Annotated in this window: 20 protein-coding genes; 3 read left to right on the forward strand and 17 right to left on the reverse strand. The window is 44.7% G+C overall.

What is annotated here, in order from left to right:
• Positions 1 to 80 precede the first annotated feature (80 nt).
• Positions 81 to 431, reverse strand: a complete 351-nt coding sequence (locus tag Q0081_RS02265; protein WP_298348758.1) for a DUF5615 family PIN-like protein — start codon at positions 429 to 431, stop codon at positions 81 to 83.
• Positions 428 to 655, reverse strand: a complete 228-nt coding sequence (locus tag Q0081_RS02270; protein WP_298348760.1) for a DUF433 domain-containing protein — start codon at positions 653 to 655, stop codon at positions 428 to 430. The genes Q0081_RS02265 and Q0081_RS02270 overlap by 4 nt, the downstream gene beginning before the upstream one ends.
• 250 nt (positions 656 to 905) lie before the next feature.
• Between Q0081_RS02270 and Q0081_RS02275 the strand changes: the two genes are divergently transcribed.
• Positions 906 to 3,119: a carbohydrate binding family 9 domain-containing protein gene (locus tag Q0081_RS02275; RefSeq protein WP_298348762.1), complete on the forward strand. Its 2,214-nt coding sequence runs from the start codon at positions 906 to 908 to the stop codon at positions 3,117 to 3,119.
• Positions 3,120 to 3,688: 569 nt separating this feature from the next.
• On the opposite strand, the gene Q0081_RS02280 is transcribed toward Q0081_RS02275, so the two are convergent.
• The 3 genes from Q0081_RS02280 to Q0081_RS02290 form a co-directional block, all read right to left on the reverse strand.
• Positions 3,689 to 4,816, reverse strand: a complete 1,128-nt coding sequence (locus tag Q0081_RS02280; protein WP_298348763.1) for an ATP-binding protein — start codon at positions 4,814 to 4,816, stop codon at positions 3,689 to 3,691.
• Between the two features lie 202 nt (positions 4,817 to 5,018).
• A complete protein-coding gene (locus tag Q0081_RS02285) occupies positions 5,019 to 5,414 on the reverse strand; it encodes a type II toxin-antitoxin system HigA family antitoxin (RefSeq protein WP_298348764.1) in 396 nt (131 codons plus the stop codon).
• Positions 5,415 to 5,430: 16 nt separating this feature from the next.
• Positions 5,431 to 5,733 (reverse strand): type II toxin-antitoxin system HigB family toxin, encoded by a 303-nt coding sequence (locus tag Q0081_RS02290; protein ID WP_298348766.1) that lies wholly within the window; start codon positions 5,731 to 5,733, stop codon positions 5,431 to 5,433.
• A 321-nt stretch (positions 5,734 to 6,054) separates the two neighbouring features.
• On the opposite strand from Q0081_RS02290, the gene Q0081_RS02295 reads away from it, so the two are divergent.
• Both Q0081_RS02295 and Q0081_RS02300 read left to right on the forward strand, forming a co-directional pair.
• On the forward strand, positions 6,055 to 6,285 hold the full coding sequence (locus tag Q0081_RS02295) for a hypothetical protein (RefSeq protein WP_298348768.1): 231 nt from the start codon (positions 6,055 to 6,057) through the stop codon (positions 6,283 to 6,285).
• Positions 6,264 to 6,674 (forward strand): type II toxin-antitoxin system VapC family toxin, encoded by a 411-nt coding sequence (locus Q0081_RS02300; RefSeq protein WP_298348770.1) that lies wholly within the window; start codon positions 6,264 to 6,266, stop codon positions 6,672 to 6,674. Before Q0081_RS02295 ends, Q0081_RS02300 begins: the two co-directional genes overlap by 22 nt.
• A gap of 503 nt (positions 6,675 to 7,177) precedes the next feature.
• Here the strand turns inward: Q0081_RS02300 and Q0081_RS02305 are convergent.
• The 12 genes from Q0081_RS02305 to Q0081_RS02360 form a co-directional block, all read right to left on the reverse strand.
• Complete coding sequence (locus Q0081_RS02305) at positions 7,178 to 7,951, reverse strand: HNH endonuclease (protein ID WP_298348772.1); 774 nt, start codon at positions 7,949 to 7,951, stop codon at positions 7,178 to 7,180.
• A complete protein-coding gene (locus tag Q0081_RS02310; RefSeq protein ID WP_298348875.1) occupies positions 7,948 to 8,127 on the reverse strand; it encodes a hypothetical protein in 180 nt (59 codons plus the stop codon). Before Q0081_RS02310 ends, Q0081_RS02305 begins: the two co-directional genes overlap by 4 nt.
• Positions 8,093 to 8,380 (reverse strand): DNA cytosine methyltransferase, encoded by a 288-nt coding sequence (locus Q0081_RS02315; RefSeq protein WP_298348774.1) that lies wholly within the window; start codon positions 8,378 to 8,380, stop codon positions 8,093 to 8,095. The genes Q0081_RS02310 and Q0081_RS02315 overlap by 35 nt, the downstream gene beginning before the upstream one ends.
• A gap of 648 nt (positions 8,381 to 9,028) precedes the next feature.
• Entirely contained in the window at positions 9,029 to 10,189 is a 1,161-nt protein-coding gene (locus Q0081_RS02320) for a Gfo/Idh/MocA family protein (protein ID WP_298348776.1), read from the reverse strand.
• A gap of 55 nt (positions 10,190 to 10,244) precedes the next feature.
• Positions 10,245 to 11,279 carry a sugar phosphate isomerase/epimerase gene (locus tag Q0081_RS02325; protein WP_298348778.1) on the reverse strand — a complete coding sequence of 345 codons (1,035 nt, stop codon included), beginning with the start codon at positions 11,277 to 11,279 and terminating at the stop codon, positions 10,245 to 10,247.
• Positions 11,280 to 11,445: 166 nt separating this feature from the next.
• The gene (locus Q0081_RS02330) at positions 11,446 to 12,657 is read right to left on the reverse strand and encodes a class I mannose-6-phosphate isomerase (protein ID WP_298348780.1); all 1,212 of its coding nucleotides are present in this window, start codon (positions 12,655 to 12,657) and stop codon (positions 11,446 to 11,448) included.
• Positions 12,658 to 12,739: 82 nt separating this feature from the next.
• A complete protein-coding gene (locus Q0081_RS02335) occupies positions 12,740 to 13,786 on the reverse strand; it encodes an aldose 1-epimerase family protein (protein WP_298348782.1) in 1,047 nt (348 codons plus the stop codon).
• 104 nt (positions 13,787 to 13,890) lie between these two features.
• Complete coding sequence (locus Q0081_RS02340; RefSeq protein ID WP_298348784.1) at positions 13,891 to 14,700, reverse strand: alpha/beta fold hydrolase; 810 nt, start codon at positions 14,698 to 14,700, stop codon at positions 13,891 to 13,893.
• Positions 14,701 to 14,890: 190 nt separating this feature from the next.
• Complete coding sequence (locus Q0081_RS02345) at positions 14,891 to 15,718, reverse strand: sugar phosphate isomerase/epimerase (protein WP_298348786.1); 828 nt, start codon at positions 15,716 to 15,718, stop codon at positions 14,891 to 14,893.
• A 213-nt stretch (positions 15,719 to 15,931) separates the two neighbouring features.
• Positions 15,932 to 17,023, reverse strand: a complete 1,092-nt coding sequence (locus Q0081_RS02350) for a ThuA domain-containing protein (RefSeq protein WP_298348788.1) — start codon at positions 17,021 to 17,023, stop codon at positions 15,932 to 15,934.
• A gap of 32 nt (positions 17,024 to 17,055) precedes the next feature.
• On the reverse strand, positions 17,056 to 17,907 hold the full coding sequence (locus tag Q0081_RS02355; protein ID WP_298348789.1) for a sugar phosphate isomerase/epimerase: 852 nt from the start codon (positions 17,905 to 17,907) through the stop codon (positions 17,056 to 17,058).
• Between the two features lie 84 nt (positions 17,908 to 17,991).
• Complete coding sequence (locus tag Q0081_RS02360; protein WP_298348791.1) at positions 17,992 to 18,780, reverse strand: DUF1080 domain-containing protein; 789 nt, start codon at positions 18,778 to 18,780, stop codon at positions 17,992 to 17,994.
• Positions 18,781 to 19,241 lie beyond the last annotated feature (461 nt).

Below are 19,241 nucleotides of genomic sequence, written 5' to 3' on the forward strand. Positions count from 1 at the left end.
AAATGAATGCATGAAATTTGCCAATCGTTCTGGTTCGCTTATTTCTACTTTCTTTTTCATTTCGCAAAATTGCAATTATTTTAGTTTTGATTCCAAGAAGTTCGGTCGTTCTCTATAATAGTGTAAAAACAATGTTCCTCGGATTTAAAATGCTCTTGCAATGTAGCGAGTAAAAATTGAGAAACTGTCTCATAATCAGGTTGATTATAACGAAGTAGGACGACGGAAACTTTTTTGATATTTTGAGCAAAAACAATATCACCGAAATCTTTGTCTTCGGTCAAAATTAACGCGTTTTTGTCAATGGCGATTTGAGTAACTTCTGTATCAGAAATACCCGCTAAATGTTCCCGTATTGAAAAAAATTCGTACCCATTCCCTGTAAGCAGGTTAATCCATCTCTGTGAAAGATTTTCATCACACACAATCATGCGGCCAAGATTAAATCTTCGTTGGCAATCACATCAGCTGCGTATGCAAGCGCCGCTAAGATTTGTTCGTAACGTAAATGTGGATAATCTTCTAACAATTGCTCAATGGTATGCCCTCCCGAAAGTTTTCGGATGATAAGCTCCACAGAGATACGCGTACCTTTCAAAACAGGTTTTCCCAGCAATATAGCTGGATTTCGTTCAATCAATGGGTGATGATTCATGTTTTTATTGGTCTAATGACTACAATGAAGTCGAAATTTAGTGTTTTTCAGTCACTTTAAAAACAGCCTTTACGAAATGCAGCGCATTACAAACTTTCGATTAGTGAGTTCGCACTTAGGCTGCTACATTACAGACGTCAATCCATAGAAAATCGCCCTAAGGCTACGTTTTCCCATCATTTGGGGGAGGGCGATTTGAGAGAGAAATGCTAACTTGCGGCTCCGTTTGTGTTCAATTTCACTTCATCGTATGAACTATACCTTTACCTTGGCGTTTTGCCTGGTCTCGTTTCTTTGTTTTTCGCAAGACGTACTCCTGTTTAAACCCGATTCCGTTCGTAAAGAATTTGAAGCCGTCAGGGTTTCCAACAACCTCAAAATAGACGGATTACTGAATGATAAAGAGTGGCTGCTGGCCAAACCCAAGAGTGACTTTATTGAAATAGACCCCCGCCAAGGCCAAATTCCGCGCCACCGTACCGAAATGCGGGCGCTGTTTAACCAAAATTATTTGTACATCGGCGTGTTTAATTACGACACGTTGGGAAAGAAATCCATTCGGGTCATTGATTTTAAGCGGGACTTCAACACCCGTACGTCTGATTTTGTGGGCATGACCATTGATGGCTTCAATGACCGCCGCAATGCCATGGTATTTACGACCAACCCGCACGGCGTACAGCGCGACTTTTTGGCTTTTGACGCCAATTACATTGATTTGGATTGGGATGGGCTTTGGCGCGTGCGTACGGCCCGCTCAGATTCGGGTTGGGTGGCAGAGTTTGCCATTCCCTGGAAAACCCTGCGCTATGCCAAGTCGGACTCCACTTTTCAAAGTTGGGGCTTCAACCTTAACCGAAGTCGACGCATGACCAACGAAAACTACGCATTTTCGCCGTTTCCGCGTTCATTCAATGTGTTACGGATGGACTACGCGGGCACCCTCAAAGGACTGCAACCGCCCCCGCCGACGGCCAACGTGCGGATACAACCGTTTTTCCTGACTTCCTACGACCGTTACCGCAACATAGACGGACGACAGCCCCACGATGCCGCTGTGAAATTGGGGGGCGAAGTAAAATGGGCCATCAGCTCGCGGGCCGTGTTGGATTTGACTTTTAATACCGACTTTGCGCAAGCCGACGCCGACCGACAGGTCAATAACGTGACGCGCTTTTCGGTGCTTTTTCCCGAGCGTCGGCAGTTTTTCTTAGAAAACGCCTCGCTGTTTGGAATTGGCGTTGGCCCGGCGGCTGACATGTCGGGTGGTTCGATGCGGATTCAGCCCTTTTTCAGCCGACAAATTGGTTTGGACGGAAGCGGAAACCCCATCCCGATTGATGCCGGGGCTCGTTTTGTGAGTCGTTCGGCCAAAACCAATTACGGTGCCATGTACATTCGCCAACGGGGTACCGACTCTTCGCCGGCTACCAACTACTTTGTGGGGCGCTATTCCGAAAATTTAGGAAAACAAAGCCGTTTGGGGACCTTGGTAACGGTCAAAAGCGACTCGGGCAATACGAATATCGTTGGGAATTTGGACGGGTTTGTGCGGTTCAACGAAGCCCATTCGCTCAACTGGATGCTGAACATGAGCCACGACTCCAAAGGCAACGTCACAGGTGTGGCAGGAGCCGCGCAGTACTACTACGCCACCAACCAATGGAAAATCTGGTGGACACAGTCGCTGATTTCCAAATCGTACAATCCCGCCGTAGGTTTTATTTCGCGTACCGATGTGATTGGGACGACGCCGGGGATTTTTTGGTTTTACCGCGGCAAACACATTCCCTTCAAAAAAATCATTCGTTCGTTTGAACCGAGTTTGTTGGTTGAGTTTTATAATCAAGCGAGTACCGGCCGCCTCATTGAGCGCTCGTATGGCCTGAGCCCTTTCTGGATCATGCTTCAGTCGGGAGGATTTATGGGGCATATCATGTCTCCCACCTACCAGTACCTGACCGAACCTTTCAGTCCGCTGGGGGTGAAAATTGCGGCGGGCGCGTACAACTACACACGTCATGCCATCTATTGGGGGAGTGATGGTTCTAAAAAGCTGAGCTTTACGTGGAATGGCGAATACGGAACCTATTACAACGGAAAACTCAATACCACCAACCTGAGCGTTTTGGTTGCCCCGATTCCGCATATTTCCATCACGGGGCGGTTCAATCGGAATGATTTCAGAAAGGTGGGCGTGAACAGTACCACCAAAAATGTAGACCTGTGGGCCGTAGAGGGACGTTTTGCGGCCAACCCGCGCCTCCAACTCATCGGTTTTTACCAACGCAACACCGACACCAAAGCTAACAACTACAACATCCGTTTGTCGTGGGAATATCAGCCGCTGTCGTTTATTTATATTGTGTTCAACAAGCGAGAATTCCAATCCACCACGCGCCTCGATACCCGCAGTCAGGAAGACCACCTGATTGCCAAAATCAGCTATTTGCGGCAGTTGTAGGTTTATACGACTAAGGGAGGGTTTTGATTAAAATATTCATTTATAAATAAGTGAAAGTCAGCATAGAATTGGCATCTTTGTATGAATAATGCAAAACAGAGGCATAGCCATGAACGCAGTATCAGCAAAACATAAGAAAAAAATAGCTAAAAACACCTCGCGGTCCATCTTCGATATAATGAAACGTAAGTTGGAGGATAAGGAAGCTATTGACAGGTATTACAGGGGTGAAATCACCTTAGAAGAATTGTATGCAAGAGGAATTAAGTTCGTACAACCCCTATAAGTACGAAAGAAAGAGTAGTACCAATGCCTTAGATTATACTTTTGTTACTGACTTTGGTATAGAATATTAGGTTTACTTCATTCATTCTCAGGGCGATTTTCCGACACACCCTCACTTAGACAATCAGACGTACACCTTTGGGTTCGGCCCATTGGTTGAGCACTCTACTCCTCTACCGTGTTACAAACACTCTCTTTATAAAAACGTCGAAGTCACCCTTCGGAAGACTTTGACCAACGGGGGGGCTGCGGGGTTACTACTCGCCTGAGCAACTCAAAAAACGTCAGATAAACTCCCAATAGTTAGAGCGATTGATACACTTAAAGTCGGAATTAGGATAGGCTTCCAGCCAAGATTGGGGCGGTTTTGCTGTTTTATCAGAAAATTTAAACTCAAAACCTGCCAATTGGCCATCGGCTTCTTCTATGTAATCCAGTTCGGCACCCGTGTAAGTTCTCCAAAAGTAGGAGTTGACAAATCGCCGTTGGTACGCATTATTTTTCAGGCGTTCAACCACGAGAAAATTCTCCCAAAGTTGCCCGACATCCGTACGGAAATCAAGCGTATTGAAATTGTTGACAAGGGCATTTCGTACGCCTAAATCGTAGAAATAAATTTTATCCATTTTGACCACTTCTTTCCTAAGATTTCGGCTAAAACCTGACAAACGAAACACTACAAATGCCTTTTCGAGTAAATCTATGTAAGACGCTACCGTATCTTTACTCATTTGAAGCGTATTCCCCAATTCATTGAGCGACACCTCCGAACCCGCTTGGAAGGCCAACAATTGCAGTAGCTTTTTGATTTTATCGGGGTGCTTGATTGTACTTAGTTCCAGAATGTCTTTGTATAAGTACGAGCGAGTCAGTTGGGTAAGAAATTGCACTTTATCGGCTTGATTCGGTAACGAAAATACATCCGGATAAGCCCCAAAGCGCAGAAAAGTCTCCAACCCGTGATTCAGTTCAAAAAGATTTTGTTGCTGTCTGAGCTCCGAAAAGGAGATAGGAAAGAGCGAAAAAGTCCAGGTACGGCCCGTCAGCGGCTCTTGGGTGCGATTGGCCAATTCAAAAGACGAGGAGCCTGTTGCAATGATTTTCAATTCGGGCAGGGCGTCGTGTAAGATTTTGAGGTTGATGCCTATGTCTGGGATTCGTTGGGCTTCGTCAATAAAAAGTAACTCGTAACCGTCGGTGAGCATACGCATTTTCGTCAGGTCACGGCTTGAAAAAACATCGTTGTATTTTTCTTCATCCGCATTGATAGACAGGCTTTTATAAGGCACCTGTGAGAGGAGTTGCTTTACCAACGTTGTTTTGCCTACTTGCCTTGCTCCGTAAATAAGGATGATTTTTGAGGAATGATTGAGCTTCTCCAGTAGCTCATCCAGTAAAAATCGTTGTATCATATTCTCCAAATTAGCGTTAATTTAGCTAATGCATTAGCTAAATTAACGCTAATTTGGAGAATAACAAAGTTAAATGATATTACTCACAGAAATTCTTACGAAATAAAACAGCGTTCCCGGCGCTCGTCGTGTTACAAACACGCTCTTTATGGAAAGGTCGAAGTCACCCTTCGGAAGACTTCGACCAACGGGGGACTAAATTTCAGACACCTACAAGCAAATCTGTGGGTATTCTTAGTTCTTTATGAAGCGTTCTAATTTGAGTTAGGGATAACTGCCTCTTTCCACTAAAGATTTCAGAGACACGATTAGAGCCTAATATCCTCGACAAGTCCTTACGGGTTAAATTCAATTGTTCCAAAGCCTGTTCAATTACTTGCGGCAATGTCAACTCGGTTTTATTAAAATTAAAATTCTTTGCTTCGTATGCCTCAATTAAAGTGCTTAAAGCATCAAGATGAGCAAACTTTTTATCTTCCTCCGCCTCATTTTCAAAAAAAATATCGTCCAATTCTTCCACCCATTCGCAAAAACGAAGGTAGGTTATTTCATCAGTGATAGGTGTTATGGAGTATTTAGCACTCGGGAATTTTTTCATTTTACGGGTCTTTGCTTTAAATAGTGGCAATATCCATTATTTTGTCGTATTCGGTGTGTGTCCCAATAAATCGAATATAGACACGCTGCGCTCTGGGGTGAAATCTAAATTTTGCTACCAGCCTACACTTATTTCGGGCAATATTGAAAACAATACGTTCATTACCGACATAATCTGCACTATTGAACATCTGTATCACCTCTTGAATCGTGAAAAAACTATTGGCATTGACCACATCATACCAAAATCTCAAGGAGGCTTGCGCGTCTGGATACTGTTTACAAAAATCTTCCAATCGTCTTTGAGTGATTATTCTCATCGAGCAAATATAAAAAATATTCCCAATTTGGGAAAGAAATACGGTATTTGTTGTACTTTCAGCACACAAAAAGCCATAGTTTTTTCCTTACTTACTTTGTCATTATAAAAGATGATTCTATAAAAGGGCTGTGGGACACAGCCCACGGGGGAGTACCGCGAGGAATTGTTTGCCCGATTTATTCCCATTGCCACCGCCGGCAGCTATTTGGGAGAAGATCCTATTCTGGGAGCGATGGCTCACAACTTGCCGTGATTGAATACTTTTTTTACTATCTTTGGTTGTTGATTTGCCGAGTAAAGTTAAAAATAAAGGATTGCCATGACGGAATTTAGGATTAGTGTTAAAAATGCCAAAACCGCCTCAGCTTTGCGTAAATTACTGAACGAAATGGTAAATTTAGAGGTCGAAGAAATCGACAATGGAAGAATTGTTAGAGGAGAAGGAGATACTTCTGTTATTGCTGCTCTTTGCGGTTCGTGGGAGAAAAATGCGCCCCGCCGTTCAGCTGATGAAATCCGTAAAACAGCATGGCAAAGAAAAGTAAGATAGTAATTATTGACAGTTGCGTTGTATTTGATTATTTGAAGGGCAGCGAAGTAGTACGTTCTGAAATTTTTGAAAAGATAGGAGTGAATAACGCTTTTGTCAGTACCATTACTATTCTTGAAACCTACTATGGAATGTTGAAAAAAGAAGAAGCCGACACGCGCACATTCTTTCGTCAAATCAATCATTTTGTCATAGATAAAGAGACAAGCCAAAAAGCAATTGAGTTAATGGTGGGGTACAGAAGCCAAAAAATTGGTTTACCTGATTGCTTAATTGCCGCTACCTGTATCGTAAACAACGCCCAACTCTACACTTACAACACCAAGGACTTCGACTATATAGAAGGGGTAAAGCTGTATAAACCTAAACAAAGGCAGTTAAAATTGTAGCTAAATTCAACTTGCCGGACGGAAAACAGCGTTCCCGGCACTCACCGTGTTACAAACACTCTGTTTATTTTTAGTACGGAGTCCTCCTTCGGAAGACACCGCACAACGGGGGGGTATTTGTTATACTTTCAGCACACAAAAAGCCATAGTTTTCTCCTTACTCACCTTGTCATTATAAAAGATGATTCTATAAAAGGGCTGTGGGACACAGCCCACGGGGGGAGAAGACTTGGACGAACGGGAGAGAAGGGGAGCTTTTTATCAATTACTTTGTCATGCCGTAGGCATCTAAATCCTTTTTTTTAAATGAAAGGAGAAGGATGCAGCTCATTGAGAAAGAGGCAACTGTAGATAAGTAGAAACTTGATAGTCGTCACGGCTCGGGCCACCCCGTCGAGGGACGCGAGCGACTGCGGGGATATTTGGGTACTTACCGTGTTACAAACACTCTGTTTATTTTTAGTACGGAGTCCTCCTTCGGAAGACACCGCACAACGGGGGGATTATTGCTTAAATCGAACTTCATTATGATATTTTAGAAATTCAATATCAGGATGGAATCTTGAAGGAAGAATTATGTCTTTATTCTCATATTTTAGAAAATAATCCTCAATTGATTTAGATTTTTTCTGTTTTAATAAAATAGGGGAAATTTTTATTTTATAATCAGTTGTAATTGTTATTAAACCTGTCTCAAAAGCCTTGTCATGAAGTGCATTAATAGCTATTCCATTTTGCAGATTTAATCTATTTTTCTCATCAAGACTCCAAGGTTTTATATGACCCGCTATTAAAAATTCGGGTTGCTGAATTCCCGTAATGCAACATGTATTATTATATGAAGCCAAAATAGAGCTTCTAAAAAAAGATTGATTAACTCTAACTTTCACTAATTGTTCTCTCATTTTTCCTTCTCTTGGTAATTCATTTTCTGAAATATTATATAATTTTTCAATAGTTGTATTTTTCATTTTTGCCAAAAGTTTTTCACTTTCAAAAGGCAAATCCTCCCAATGCTCGAAAAACTCTTTCCATATTTCAGCATCTAATTTACTCGCATTTGAAGCCCCTTTAATACCTCTTTCTTTCAAACTTGGGTCAAGACTTGCAAAGTTTACAAGTTTAAAGGCAACAGAGTTTGCAGTCCTACCAATTACGTTGGCAAGACTAATTACATTTGGATTACGTGCATCTAATTTTCCAAAAGGGGTTATACAATAAAGATTTATTGCTAAAATTAACTCCCCTCTTGTCCAGAGTTTTTGCCCTTCTTTCATTCGTCATTATCTTTTTGTATTACAAATTCATAACCACATTTATCTGACAGGCATTTATGGTGTTGAGTTTGCTCTGGTGTTTTAAATAAATCCAAAGTAATTTCAGTTCTTGAACCGCATTTAGGACAAGTTGCTGGCTGGTCAGAAAAAGTATATATTTCCAGATAATCTATCATGCGGCAAGTTTTGCGTTAGGGCTTGAAGTGGAAATCCTTTTGTGAGGTACGAACAAAAATTGAAATGAAAAGCCTGACCTGATAGAGGAACACCCAAATTTTCATTATTTAAAGGTGTTGCAACAGAGTTTTTAAACTGTTTATACGCTTGATTGTCAGAAACTAAAATCAAAAAATTATCGGAAAAACCTTGTAATCTTACATATTCCCTCGGTGTTAAACGTCTTGTGTTTCTGTATTCTTGTGGAATCAAAATCTCTGCACCGTCTATATATAACTCGCACTCATTGTTCTCGAAATACCATTTAAGTCAGTCATAGTTGCTGTAGGTTTGAAGTATTAAGAAACTCCGTTTTGATGGTTTTGAAAGTAATGCGTTAGGTGTGCTAAATCGTTTTCAGTAGTTTTGTTCACCTCAAATTTCAGTTTTACTTTTATGTCAGAATATTTCTTGCTCATCGTATTTTTAAAATTGCTCGAAAATATACGAAATCTTTCCTTAATGTGAACTTTAAATCCTGAAAATTTAGCCGAAAGTAGAGGTTTTGGTTTGTCAGTATATGTTCGACTGTCGCTACTCAGTGGGCTGTGTCCCGCAGCTTTTTATGACACTATTTGTGCTATCAGACCAGAAGCATAGGCTTTAGTCATTATCCAGTCAAATCCACTGGCTATAAGCCTCCAAAGTGGTGAATCAGGATACTAACTACGGCTACTGTCGATTGCCAAGGGTATCTGACAAGTGGATGAGTTGAGTTATGGTGTGAACACTACCTACGGCTTAAAATCTAACAAATCAAGCTAAAATTCGCTTTATAAACAAAAAAGCGCGAGGCAATGCCCCGCGCTTGTGATTAATGGATTTCAATCGAAAATCGACCATCAGCCATCGAAAATAATATTACCCAATCGCTTCCGCGCCCGTATCTTTCCAGCTTCTTGAATTGGCTGAATCAATGACGGCTTCGCATACTTTTTGGGTTTGTAAGGCATCTCTGAACGTGGGGCCGCAAGGCTCGCCGGTTTCGAGGCTTTTGAGGAAATCGGCTACTTGGTGAATAAAGCTGTGCTCGTAGCCGATGCCACAACCCGGAATCCACCAACGATTCATGTACGGTTGGTCGCCGTCGGTGACGTGGATGGAGCGCCAGCCGCGTACGATGGATTCGTCCTTGTGGTCGAAATATTCGAGGCGGTTCAAATCGTGCAAATCCCAACGAATCGAAGCGTGCTCGCCGTTGATCTCAAACGTATACAGGGCTTTGTGGCCGCGTGCATAGCGTGTCGATTCAAAAAGACCCAATGAACCATTCGCAAAATGGCAGTGGAAAAGGCAGGCATCGTCAATGCCAACGGGTTCTACTTTGCCCGAAATTTGGTGCATCCGCTCTTTGATGAACGTTTCGGTCATGGCCGAAACGTCGGTGATGGCGCCGTTGAGCCACATCGCCGTATCAATGCAGTGCGCCAGCAAATCGCCCGTTACTCCCGAACCGGCCGAGGCCACATCCATGCGCCACAAACCCGTACCTCCTTGCGGTAGGTCGGCATTGATGGTCCAGTCCTGGAGGAAGTTAGCGCGGTAGTGAAAGATTTTGCCCAGTTTGCCCGAATCCACAATTTGCTTGGCCAACGTCACGGCCGGAATCCGACGGTAGTTGTACCAAACGGTGGTTTTCACGCCTGCTTTCTCAGCCGCTTCTACCATTGTTTCTCCTTCGGCCAACGTCCGGGCGAGTGGTTTTTCGCAAAGAATCATCTTGCCTGCTGCTGCCGCCGCCAAAGCGATTTCGGCGTGACTGTCGTTGGGCGTACAAATGTCGATCGCGTCAATATCGTCGCGGGCTACCAAGGCTTTCCAATCCGTTTCGTACGATTCAAAACCCCATTGTTCGGCAAACGCCTGAACATTTGCGAGGTTACGTGAGCAAACCGCCTTCAAAACCGGGCGATATTCCAATTCAGGAAAAAAGTTGGCAATTCTGTTATATCCGTTGGAGTGAGTACGGCCCATCAAACCCGTTCCCACCAATCCAATTCTTATTTGTTTTTTAGTTGACATAGTTTTAAGAAGTTTTAAGCCCTCCCCAAAATGGGGAGGGTTGGGTGGGGCCTATTTATGCTTCGTACCAACCATGCGCCTGACGCACCTTGATCATGGCGGCTAAAATGTCGTTCCAGGTTTGCTGATTGTTCATGACGGCGTTCGGGAACATACAGCCATCCCAACAAATGTGTCTGAAGGCTTTAGTCAGCTCGCCGCTTTCGTCGCGCAGCCAAAGACCCGCGTCGTGCGTGATGTCGAGTTTCCCGTTAGGGTCGGTGGCTTGGCAGTGGCGACCCGTTTTATCGTGTGAGCCGGAGCCAAATACCGTTCCGTCGTTTTGAGCTACGTGGAAGTCAAACGTCCAGGGACGAAGCGCCTTGGTTAATGTTTTTAAGGCTTCTAAGAACGTTTCGCGATCACCCCATTGAAAATCTTCGGGTAAGATGCGATGCTCAGGGGCATTATAACCCAACAGATACAACGTAGTATGCGACATATCTGCCTGGAAACCGACGTTTTTGCGGTCCACGGCTTCGAGGGTTTCGAGCATGTATTTCCAGCTGTGCATTCCCCCCCAGCAGATTTCTCCTTCGGCAGCCAGACGCTCGCCGTAGTCAGCAGCAACGTCGGCCGCTTCGCGGAACGTTTGGGCAATGAGTTTGGTGTTACCCGCAGGGTCGACGGCCCAGTCGTGCGGGCTGCTTGCGGAGTCAATCCGAACGATACCGTTGTGACGAATGCCTATTTCACGCAATTTTTGACCAATGATGCAGCTTTTACGCACCATTTCCACAAATTCAGCCCGTTGCTCTTTGGTGCCCATGGCAGGGCCACCCCAAATAGGAGCAACCAAACTGCCGATTTCGAGACCGTGGGCGGCTACTTTATCGGCCAACCGTTTGATGCCGTCGTCAGAAATATCAAGATCGTAGTGAGGGTCAAAAAGGCCTAAATCTACACCGTCAAACTTAACCCCGCCCACTTCGGCAGCGGCGGTCATTTCGAGCATGGTATCAAGCGCAATCGTAGGTTCTGAATCAGGACCTTTTCCCACAATACCGGGCCATGTGGCATTGTGGAGTTTGGGATAATTATTTTCGGGCATGTTGATAAAAGTATTTAAGGTTTATGTTTATGAATTATCAATTTTTAGTTAAAGTGTTTTTAAGGGACACAGAGTAACTCAGAGCGGTCCGTCGCAGCGGTTCATCACAAAGTTACACGGAGTTAAATTCCCGATTAACGATTCAACGAATAACAGTTAACGTCTTTTACTTCACAACCACTAAATCCGGGTTATTTGGACCAAAGTGTTTTAGAATCACGATAGGGTCATTGGCGGATGGGTTGCTGATCGTTACCCCTTCCATTGCCGCTTTCTCGGTGACAAAAAACTCATCATTGGTCAATTGTCCGTAGCGAATCAGCGCGGGCGTTTCGATGTCCCATACGCCGAATTTGCCGTGTCCCTGCATCACAATGATACCGTAAGCGGCACTGTCTTTGATGGTAACGGTTTGTCCCGGGAATACCGTCAACTCTTTGGCACTGAATGCTTCCGAGCGGTAGCACACCCATACTTCGCTGTAACCTTCCGTCGGTTCGGCCGATACGGGAATGGGGCGCATAAAGCGGGTTTCCAACAGGTTCGGGTTGGTGTTCAAATCCCAGTCAATCACTTCCATCAATTGGTCGTAATCGCCGATTCGGTCGGCAGGAGTACCGTTCCACAACAGTTCTTCGGGGATAACCGCCTCATTTACCAACGATTGATACATGGCAAACACGTCCGACGCTTTTTGTGGCTCGTACGTACACAGGCTTCCCGGTGCGTGGAGCATTCCCGGAGGCACGTCCCAGCCTGTTCCTGGAATCAGCGGAAACGCCTGCGAATACATCGTGATTTTATTATCTCCTTTGGTAAAATTCATCAAACACTCCTTGATCTGCTCTTTGGTGGTGCCGGGAGCAATTCCGAAGAACGTATAAGGGAAATCACCGCCGTGGTTGTTGAGTTGCGGAGGATAGTAATAGGCTTCCGGTTTGCCGAGTTGACCGATTTTGGCGGCTTCTTCGTCGTTGTGGTGAATATGGTGCGGCAAGGGACCCATGTTATCAAAAAACTTAGAGTACATCGGCCAGCTTTTGTGCTCGTCCCACAGACGGTCACCGATGATTTCTCCTTTGAGTTCATCAATCACGTCTTTCAGTAAAACTTGCTCCGTTTGCCCGTTTTCTTCGTAAACCACTTTACTCAAACCTTCATGCTCTCCCGTTAAAGGGCCGTTCTTGGCAGGAGTGGTTGACGATAACCAACGCTCATCAATACCGCCGCGTACGCCGCCCAATACGTAATAATCATCGGGGTGAAGTTTAATACGACGCCCAGGTACGCAAAAAGAGCGGGGAACCCAAGTGGGTGCTAAACGTAAAATTCCCTTTCCTTGCTCTACTGCTTTTTCAGCTAAACTTGAATTTGCCATTGTCTCTGTTGGGTGCTTTCGCCTTTGTTAATAGTTATTCGTTTTTGTTTTATTATAGTTGGATGACAGCCTGTCGGTTCTGTCAGAGGATATTGCTGATTACTTTTAATTCCAAATCATACACGCGGCGCTCTCCCGGTGCCAACTGAATAAGCGTGTTTTGTTCGCGGGCTTTTGCCTGTCCAATGGGCGGATTTGTACCCGGTTCGATGCCTGTTACGTATTCGCCTTTGCCCCAATGTTGCCAATTGATCAACCAAGGCAATTGACTTTTCTGAAATCGGAGCGAAACCTCAAGACCCAATCTTGAATTACGGAGTCCGCAATGGCAGATACCGTTCGGGTCGGCATCAATGTCAATAAAAGCGGCTTCTTCGCCACCGCCACTGTGTTCGTCCAGGGGAGCCGGGCAGGTACGAAAATCATTTCCTTCTCTGAAAATGGGGTTATTGGGGTCGCCGTCGCGCGATTGCCACTTTCCCTGCCAAATTAGTTCCGTTCCTTCGTCTACCAACGGCCAGCCAAAGTTGAAATGATACAGCAGCATGTGAGGTGCTACGGTATTTCCCCGATTGAGCACTTCGTCGTGAATTCGGATGGAGGCTTCGCCCAATGTTCCCGAAATCGTACGTCTTAATTCCAACGCAGGGCCAAAAATTCTGGTTTGCTTGATAATGCCCGTAATGCTCATGTCCATCTTGCCCGCGAAAGGGTCGGGTTGGATAATGGACTCAATTTCGGCCGGAATATTACTAATTTGTCCGTGCAGTCCTCGGGTTCCAAATTCATCCGATTCGGGTCCGCCAATGTGCGACAGCCCGCAGGTGGTAAGCAGCCCGCCGCCAAACGTCCGCAGCCATTCAATGCCTTGGTCGGAGAAAGGTTGCGGCGGTGTAATTCCCAAGTGACTCAGCCAAGCCAAACAGTGTTGGTTGTAAAACGCGTCGGCAATGTCCATCGCTCTGTCAATGACCACTTTATAGCGAAGTCCTGTTCCCGTATTTATCCACGCAATGCGCGTTCCTCGTCCTAAACCATTGTCAATGACCGCCGTTTCAATACCACCGAGTTGGGCAGAATTTGATATTTTATTGGTCCAGTTTTGAGTTGTTACATCTCCGCCATTCATGGAAATCGGTCGTTATCGAATTGGAGCAGTTTAAGAAGGCAAAAGCCCTTTAAAAATGCTTTATAATGGTTTAATTCGGCAAAAATTAGTATTTATGAGATAAATCAGTGGCTCAATAGCCAATTTTTGACTCTTGGGTTAAAATCGTCCAATTGTTCAAAGTGAAAGATATGACCGCTTTTTTCGTACAGATACAGTTCGGCGTTGGGTATTGCTCCCGTCACTTCTTCGGCCATCCACACGGGCGTAAAAATATCTTCCTTGCCTCCAATCACCAGTGTTGGTTGTTGTACGGAAAGAAGGTCCGGTAAAGCATTGTGGTTGATACAGGCAGCGGCTTGCCCTTCCAGACCATGGAGAGGTTGCGGGAAGGGGTCAATAGCCGCAGATTTCCGTCCTTCTTCCAAATCCAAAGCCACTTGTTCATTGTCCCACGAAGCTTTGGAATAAATCAGTTGCTGAATGTACAAACTGAACTCTTCGGGCCTGAATCGTGCTTTGCAGTGCATCATGTGCTGAAAAATCGCTTTGGCGGCATTGTCGCACCGCGCCCAAGGACACATCAGCACTAACGATTTTACTTTTTCGGGATGACGAATGGCTAATTGCTGGGCAATCGTACTTCCCATCGAACAACCCACGACGCTTACTTTTTCAATCTGAAGAGCATCCAACAGCCCGGCATAATCGTCGGCCATTTGGGCGGTAGAGTAGGGGCCGACTGGTTTGTCAGATAGACCCACGCCCCGATTATCCCCAATAATGCACCAGAAATCAGTTTGCCAATAAGAAGCATGAGGCTCCCACACCGAACCGGGTGCCGTGATTCCCATGATCAACAGGAGCGGCTCTGCCGAACTCGACCCGCGCTCCTCGTAGTAAAAGTTAATTCCGTTGGTTTGTACAAAAGGCATAGGTACTAATGGTGAATGACGGGGCCGCCCGTGCGGTGAATGAGTGAATTGTGTATGATGAATAATCTGAATGACGAATAATCCAGCTTTTGAATGTATACCCTATTTTTAATAAGACATTTGAGGTTATAAAAACCTGAATAACAAAATTTTATATTTTCTTATATGCCTTATATGGTTCGCAGATAGTTTATTTTAAATTAGGGATTAGATCATTCTGAATCCAGCGACCATCATGCAGGGTGACAAAATCGGGGTCTTCCAAGGCTTCTTCTCCTTCATCTTCACAAATAATCCAACCACCGTAATTGATGTCTTTCAGCCATTGCGTAATGGACAAAAGGTCTACTTTGCCATTGCCCATTAACGTAAATTCAGGATCGCCGTTCCAATCTTTGTAATGCACGTGGTTGATTAGAGGGGCGTATTCTTTCATCTTTCCGAGCGGGTCCATGCCACCGTTAATGATGTGTCCCACGTCGGGGGTCCAGCCCGTTACTGTTGTATCTAACGATTCCAATACCGCTTTGTAATCTTCTTCGGTACGAATAATGGACGTGTGAGGTGAGTTCGGATGGAAACTGCACGGCACGCCTTTGTCTTTTGCCCGGGCCGAAACCGTATTGACGATATTGACCAAACTGCGACGGCGTTCTTCCAAATTATGGCGGCCGGTAGGGATTTGTACGGTATTGAGCACCGCTCCCGGAAAACGTTCCAAGAGACTGATGGCGTTGTTGGCAACGATACGCTCGCTTTGAGATTCTTCCTCTCCGTTCCATTCCAATGCCAAAGCAACTGCCGCTAATTCAATCCCTTGTTCTTTCAATTTAGCCTCTAAACGGTCGGGGTCAACCAATTCGCCCATCCAAGTGAAAATGGGCTGTATTCCCGTGAATCCTGCTTGGGCAATAATTTCAATCATGTGACCCAAGCGCCCCTGATGAGTAGTGCCGTTGCCGCTCATGAACCAGGTGTACACCTCAGAGCCAAAGCGAAATGGAAGTTTTTCTGACATAGGTAAATGAGTAAATTAGTGAATGACGGGGCCGCCCGTGCGGTGATTTAGTGAATGAGTTGCGTACTTACTTAATTTCTCAGTTAAAAATAGAACGCTGATTTTACAGATAAAACGGGTTAGAACAGAATAAATCTGTGAGAATTCGTTCAATCCGTTTCATCTGTGTTCTATCTTACTATTTGTTTAAATGAACAAAATCGTTTTTCAGGTTTATTTTTTCTTTACGACTTCACCGGGCATAATTAACGAATCCCAACCGGCTAAATCAGAAGGTTTTACGTTGGCTTTGTAACCGGTAAAGTTAAAGGTGGTAGGTTTGTAAGGGCCTACAAAATCCACGTTGTTGTTTGCTTTGATTTCTTTCTCCATACCCATTCCCCAAAACATAGCATTGACGAGCATTCGACGAAATCCTTCGTTGAGAATATCTTCTGATGCTCCGTGGGTAGTGGTAAAAGAGCGTCCGCTTTTTCCGGAGGGGACTGTATAATTTTTCACCCAAGCTACGGGTAGCAATTCTTTGGTTTTATCGGGTTTGGCATCGGCGGTCATGCCATTGAGCACCTGTCCGCGGCCTATGACGGTGGCTTCTTTGGGATAGGCCGTGTAGCCGCCCGATTGCACCCACATATCTTTCACCCCTCGCATAATGGGGTGCTCTTTTTGGTTTTCTTCAATGATTATTTTGGAAGATTGCTTGTGGTTGGTGCCGTAGTGAGATACCCACGTCTCTCCCAAAACCAATTCGCCGAAACCGCCTTTCCACTCACTTTTAGGGCCTTTATAATTCCAGCCGTAGTGCTCCCATTTTGGGTCACTTTTGATGTCAAAAGCGTGGGTAGACGTTCGCAGACCTACCACCAGGCCGCCGCGTTTGAGGTAGTTATCGATGTACTGCATTTCTTCATCTGCAAAATGAGCGAAACGCGTAAAAATGAACAATAAGTCGGTATTTTCGAGTACTTTGAGTCCTTTCAGATTTGAGCCTCCCGGAAAAATATAGCCATTTTCGTCGAGCGCGTAGATAACCGTACAGGTAAATCCGTAGCGCTTTGCCAATATCCGTGCCAAGGCAGGAAGGGTTTCTTCGCCGCGGTATTCGTGGTCGGTAGCGATAAAGACAATATTTTTTCCTGCTCCCGGGCCTTTTCCCCCTTTGTAAACAACGCGGTATTTGTTCTGGTCGTCTTCCGTGCCGGCAGTCGCTTTTATGGCGCCGGGGGTGGGTTTGGCTGAAACCGAACTTATTGACAAATAAGAAAAAATGCTGAAACAGAGCATCAAACTCCAAATAGTTTTCATAAAAAAGGGGTAGTAGGAAGGGTTTATGAAAATCAAAGTCCGTGCTTTGCGCCCATTTCTTTGATGAATGTATAGCCCTGCTCGGCAATATGCCAAGGCTCGTTGTATTCACGCCAAACGCCAATAGCGTTGGCAAAATCAGGGTCATTTCTTGAAAATGCCTCAATGGTCAACCAACCTTTGTAGTTGATGCTCGCCAATCCCGCAAAAGCATCATCAAAAGGCACGTGTCCGTCACCGGGCGTACCTCGGTCGTTTTCGCTGATGTGAACGTGGCTCAATAAGGGCGCTATCAGATGGAGTGCCGCATCGTATTTTTTCTCCTCGATGTTGGCGTGATGTGTGTCAAACATCGCCCGCACGTGCGAGTGGTCAGCCAATGTGACCAAGCGAGACAATTGCGACATGGTATTGCACAAATAACACTCAAAACGATTGAGCGCTTCCAATGCCAATACGATGTTGGCCTGAGCTGCGTATTCTCCGGCGGCGTGCAATACTTCGGCACTCCATGCGTATTCTTCATCCAATGCGGGATGGGCGGCAAAGTGCGCATGGGCCGAATGAAACGGACCGCACAAAATCTGTGAATTCAAATCATAGGAACGGTCAATGACCCACTTGATACGGTCAAGACTTTTGGCACGCACGGCTGCGGATTCACTGATAGGATTTTGGTCAGGGCTTACTACGGTCACAGTCGTCACTCCCAAGCCGAGGTCGCGCGTAAAATTACCGACTTGCTTATACGCGGCTTCGTCGGGCGAACCCACAAAAAACTCTACGCCGTCGTATCCGATTTGTTTTAAGCGGTCAATGATTGGGAAAAGTTCATCTGACATTCCCGCCGACCAAGCCAATACATTAAATCCGATTTTATTCATAATTCTTTGTTAATCTGTTGATGCTATGCTTATTGTTAAATCTTTGGGTTTCTGCAATGAAACCCAAAGATTCATTTTTACTCTTTATAATTGTTTTAAACGGAGATTACGATATTGAACTTTCATCGGTGGGCCAACGTGAACCTGGACGCCGAGCAGCCCTTTTGATTTGCCATTAGCCGCGTCATTATCAGTAACATCACTCATCAGAATACCGTTAACGAAGTGTTGTAGACGATTTCCTTTTACAATCAAATGAAACTCGTTCCAGTCTTCGGTTTTAATTTTTGTTTTTAAAGAATCCGAATTTCCCAAAGAACCCGTTACTTTCAATTCCGTCCAGGCATTCTTCTGCACTTTGGCGCGTACTGACTCAGGAGTGGAGGGTCCGGTTTGGGGGTTGATACTGGTGATTTGACCGCGGTAGGCTAAGGTAGTTCGGCCGCGCTCTTCGTAGTTTTGTCCTGTATAGCGATTTTGTCCGTCTATATCGGCTTGATATCCGCGCAAAGCATAAGGTACATCAGCCAATTTCTCACTGCGGTAATTGATACCGGAGTTACCTGTTTTGGTAATGTTAAACTCTCCTTTTAATTCAAAATCACCAGGTTGTCCGCCTTGCCAAACAATAAAGGAATTGGTTTTGAGCAGGGTAGCAGGCGTAATTTCTCCTACTAAATTGCCGTTTTCCACTCTCCAGTAAACGGGGTCGCCTTCCCAACCTTTCAGGGTTTTGCCATCAAATATTTGCACGAAGCCGTCGGGGCGGCCGTCCGCTTTTTGGCCTTGGCTTGTTACTTTACAACCTACCGACAGCAATACCAACGCTAATAATCCTACTTGAAGGAACTTGAAACTGTGTGTTTTTATCATTTGAATTCGATTTTGAAATTGTTTGTTTTTGGTTTCGAGAAGCTTAATTTGAATCGTTTGTGCAGTCGGGTTTGCAAATCAACTTCTAAACAAGAGCCAAATTAATATTCAAATATTTCTAAAAAGCAGATAAAATACTATCCTACACCTACCTGCTTGTTTCTTTTTTATAGAGTCAACAGAGCTTATGTTGGCTATTTGGTGTTGAAAGTCAGTAGATTAGCCGTTCTAAATTCGTTTAAATTTGTAAAGCTCCTATGAGTAAGGGCGTGCGATTCTGTCTATCGTTTGTTTGATAGATACCCAATAGGCGTTAAAATTGAAGTGTTTTCAGCGGAGGCAGATGCCGGGTTAAGCGTCGGATATAGGCTTAAAAGTTTCATTTGAAAGGTGCCGGTTTAATCTAATAATGAATCAGAAAGACTATTTATTTACGTTTTAAAGCACTTTTTGGGCCATTG

This window comes from Runella sp., assembly GCF_027484545.1.
Classification (GTDB): Bacteria; Bacteroidota; Bacteroidia; order Cytophagales; family Spirosomataceae; genus Runella.

Bases quoted from the DNA above. Each gene is read 5' to 3' on its own strand.
- Q0081_RS02265 (WP_298348758.1), bottom strand. From the start codon at position 431: ATGATTGTGTGTGATGAAAATCTTTCACAGAGATGGATTAACCTGCTT.
- Q0081_RS02270 (WP_298348760.1), bottom strand. From the start codon at position 655: ATGAATCATCACCCATTGATTGAACGAAATCCAGCTATATTGCTGGGA.
- Q0081_RS02275 (WP_298348762.1), top strand. From the start codon at position 906: ATGAACTATACCTTTACCTTGGCGTTTTGCCTGGTCTCGTTTCTTTGT.
- Q0081_RS02280 (WP_298348763.1), bottom strand. From the start codon at position 4,816: ATGATACAACGATTTTTACTGGATGAGCTACTGGAGAAGCTCAATCAT.
- Q0081_RS02285 (WP_298348764.1), bottom strand. From the start codon at position 5,414: ATGAAAAAATTCCCGAGTGCTAAATACTCCATAACACCTATCACTGAT.
- Q0081_RS02290 (WP_298348766.1), bottom strand. From the start codon at position 5,733: ATGAGAATAATCACTCAAAGACGATTGGAAGATTTTTGTAAACAGTAT.
- Q0081_RS02295 (WP_298348768.1), top strand. From the start codon at position 6,055: ATGACGGAATTTAGGATTAGTGTTAAAAATGCCAAAACCGCCTCAGCT.
- Q0081_RS02300 (WP_298348770.1), top strand. From the start codon at position 6,264: ATGGCAAAGAAAAGTAAGATAGTAATTATTGACAGTTGCGTTGTATTT.
- Q0081_RS02305 (WP_298348772.1), bottom strand. From the start codon at position 7,951: ATGAAAGAAGGGCAAAAACTCTGGACAAGAGGGGAGTTAATTTTAGCA.
- Q0081_RS02310 (WP_298348875.1), bottom strand. From the start codon at position 8,127: ATGATAGATTATCTGGAAATATATACTTTTTCTGACCAGCCAGCAACT.
- Q0081_RS02320 (WP_298348776.1), bottom strand. From the start codon at position 10,189: ATGTCAACTAAAAAACAAATAAGAATTGGATTGGTGGGAACGGGTTTG.
- Q0081_RS02325 (WP_298348778.1), bottom strand. From the start codon at position 11,279: ATGCCCGAAAATAATTATCCCAAACTCCACAATGCCACATGGCCCGGT.
- Q0081_RS02330 (WP_298348780.1), bottom strand. From the start codon at position 12,657: ATGGCAAATTCAAGTTTAGCTGAAAAAGCAGTAGAGCAAGGAAAGGGA.
- Q0081_RS02335 (WP_298348782.1), bottom strand. From the start codon at position 13,786: ATGAATGGCGGAGATGTAACAACTCAAAACTGGACCAATAAAATATCA.
- Q0081_RS02340 (WP_298348784.1), bottom strand. From the start codon at position 14,700: ATGCCTTTTGTACAAACCAACGGAATTAACTTTTACTACGAGGAGCGC.
- Q0081_RS02345 (WP_298348786.1), bottom strand. From the start codon at position 15,718: ATGTCAGAAAAACTTCCATTTCGCTTTGGCTCTGAGGTGTACACCTGG.
- Q0081_RS02350 (WP_298348788.1), bottom strand. From the start codon at position 17,023: ATGAAAACTATTTGGAGTTTGATGCTCTGTTTCAGCATTTTTTCTTAT.
- Q0081_RS02355 (WP_298348789.1), bottom strand. From the start codon at position 17,907: ATGAATAAAATCGGATTTAATGTATTGGCTTGGTCGGCGGGAATGTCA.
- Q0081_RS02360 (WP_298348791.1), bottom strand. From the start codon at position 18,780: ATGATAAAAACACACAGTTTCAAGTTCCTTCAAGTAGGATTATTAGCG.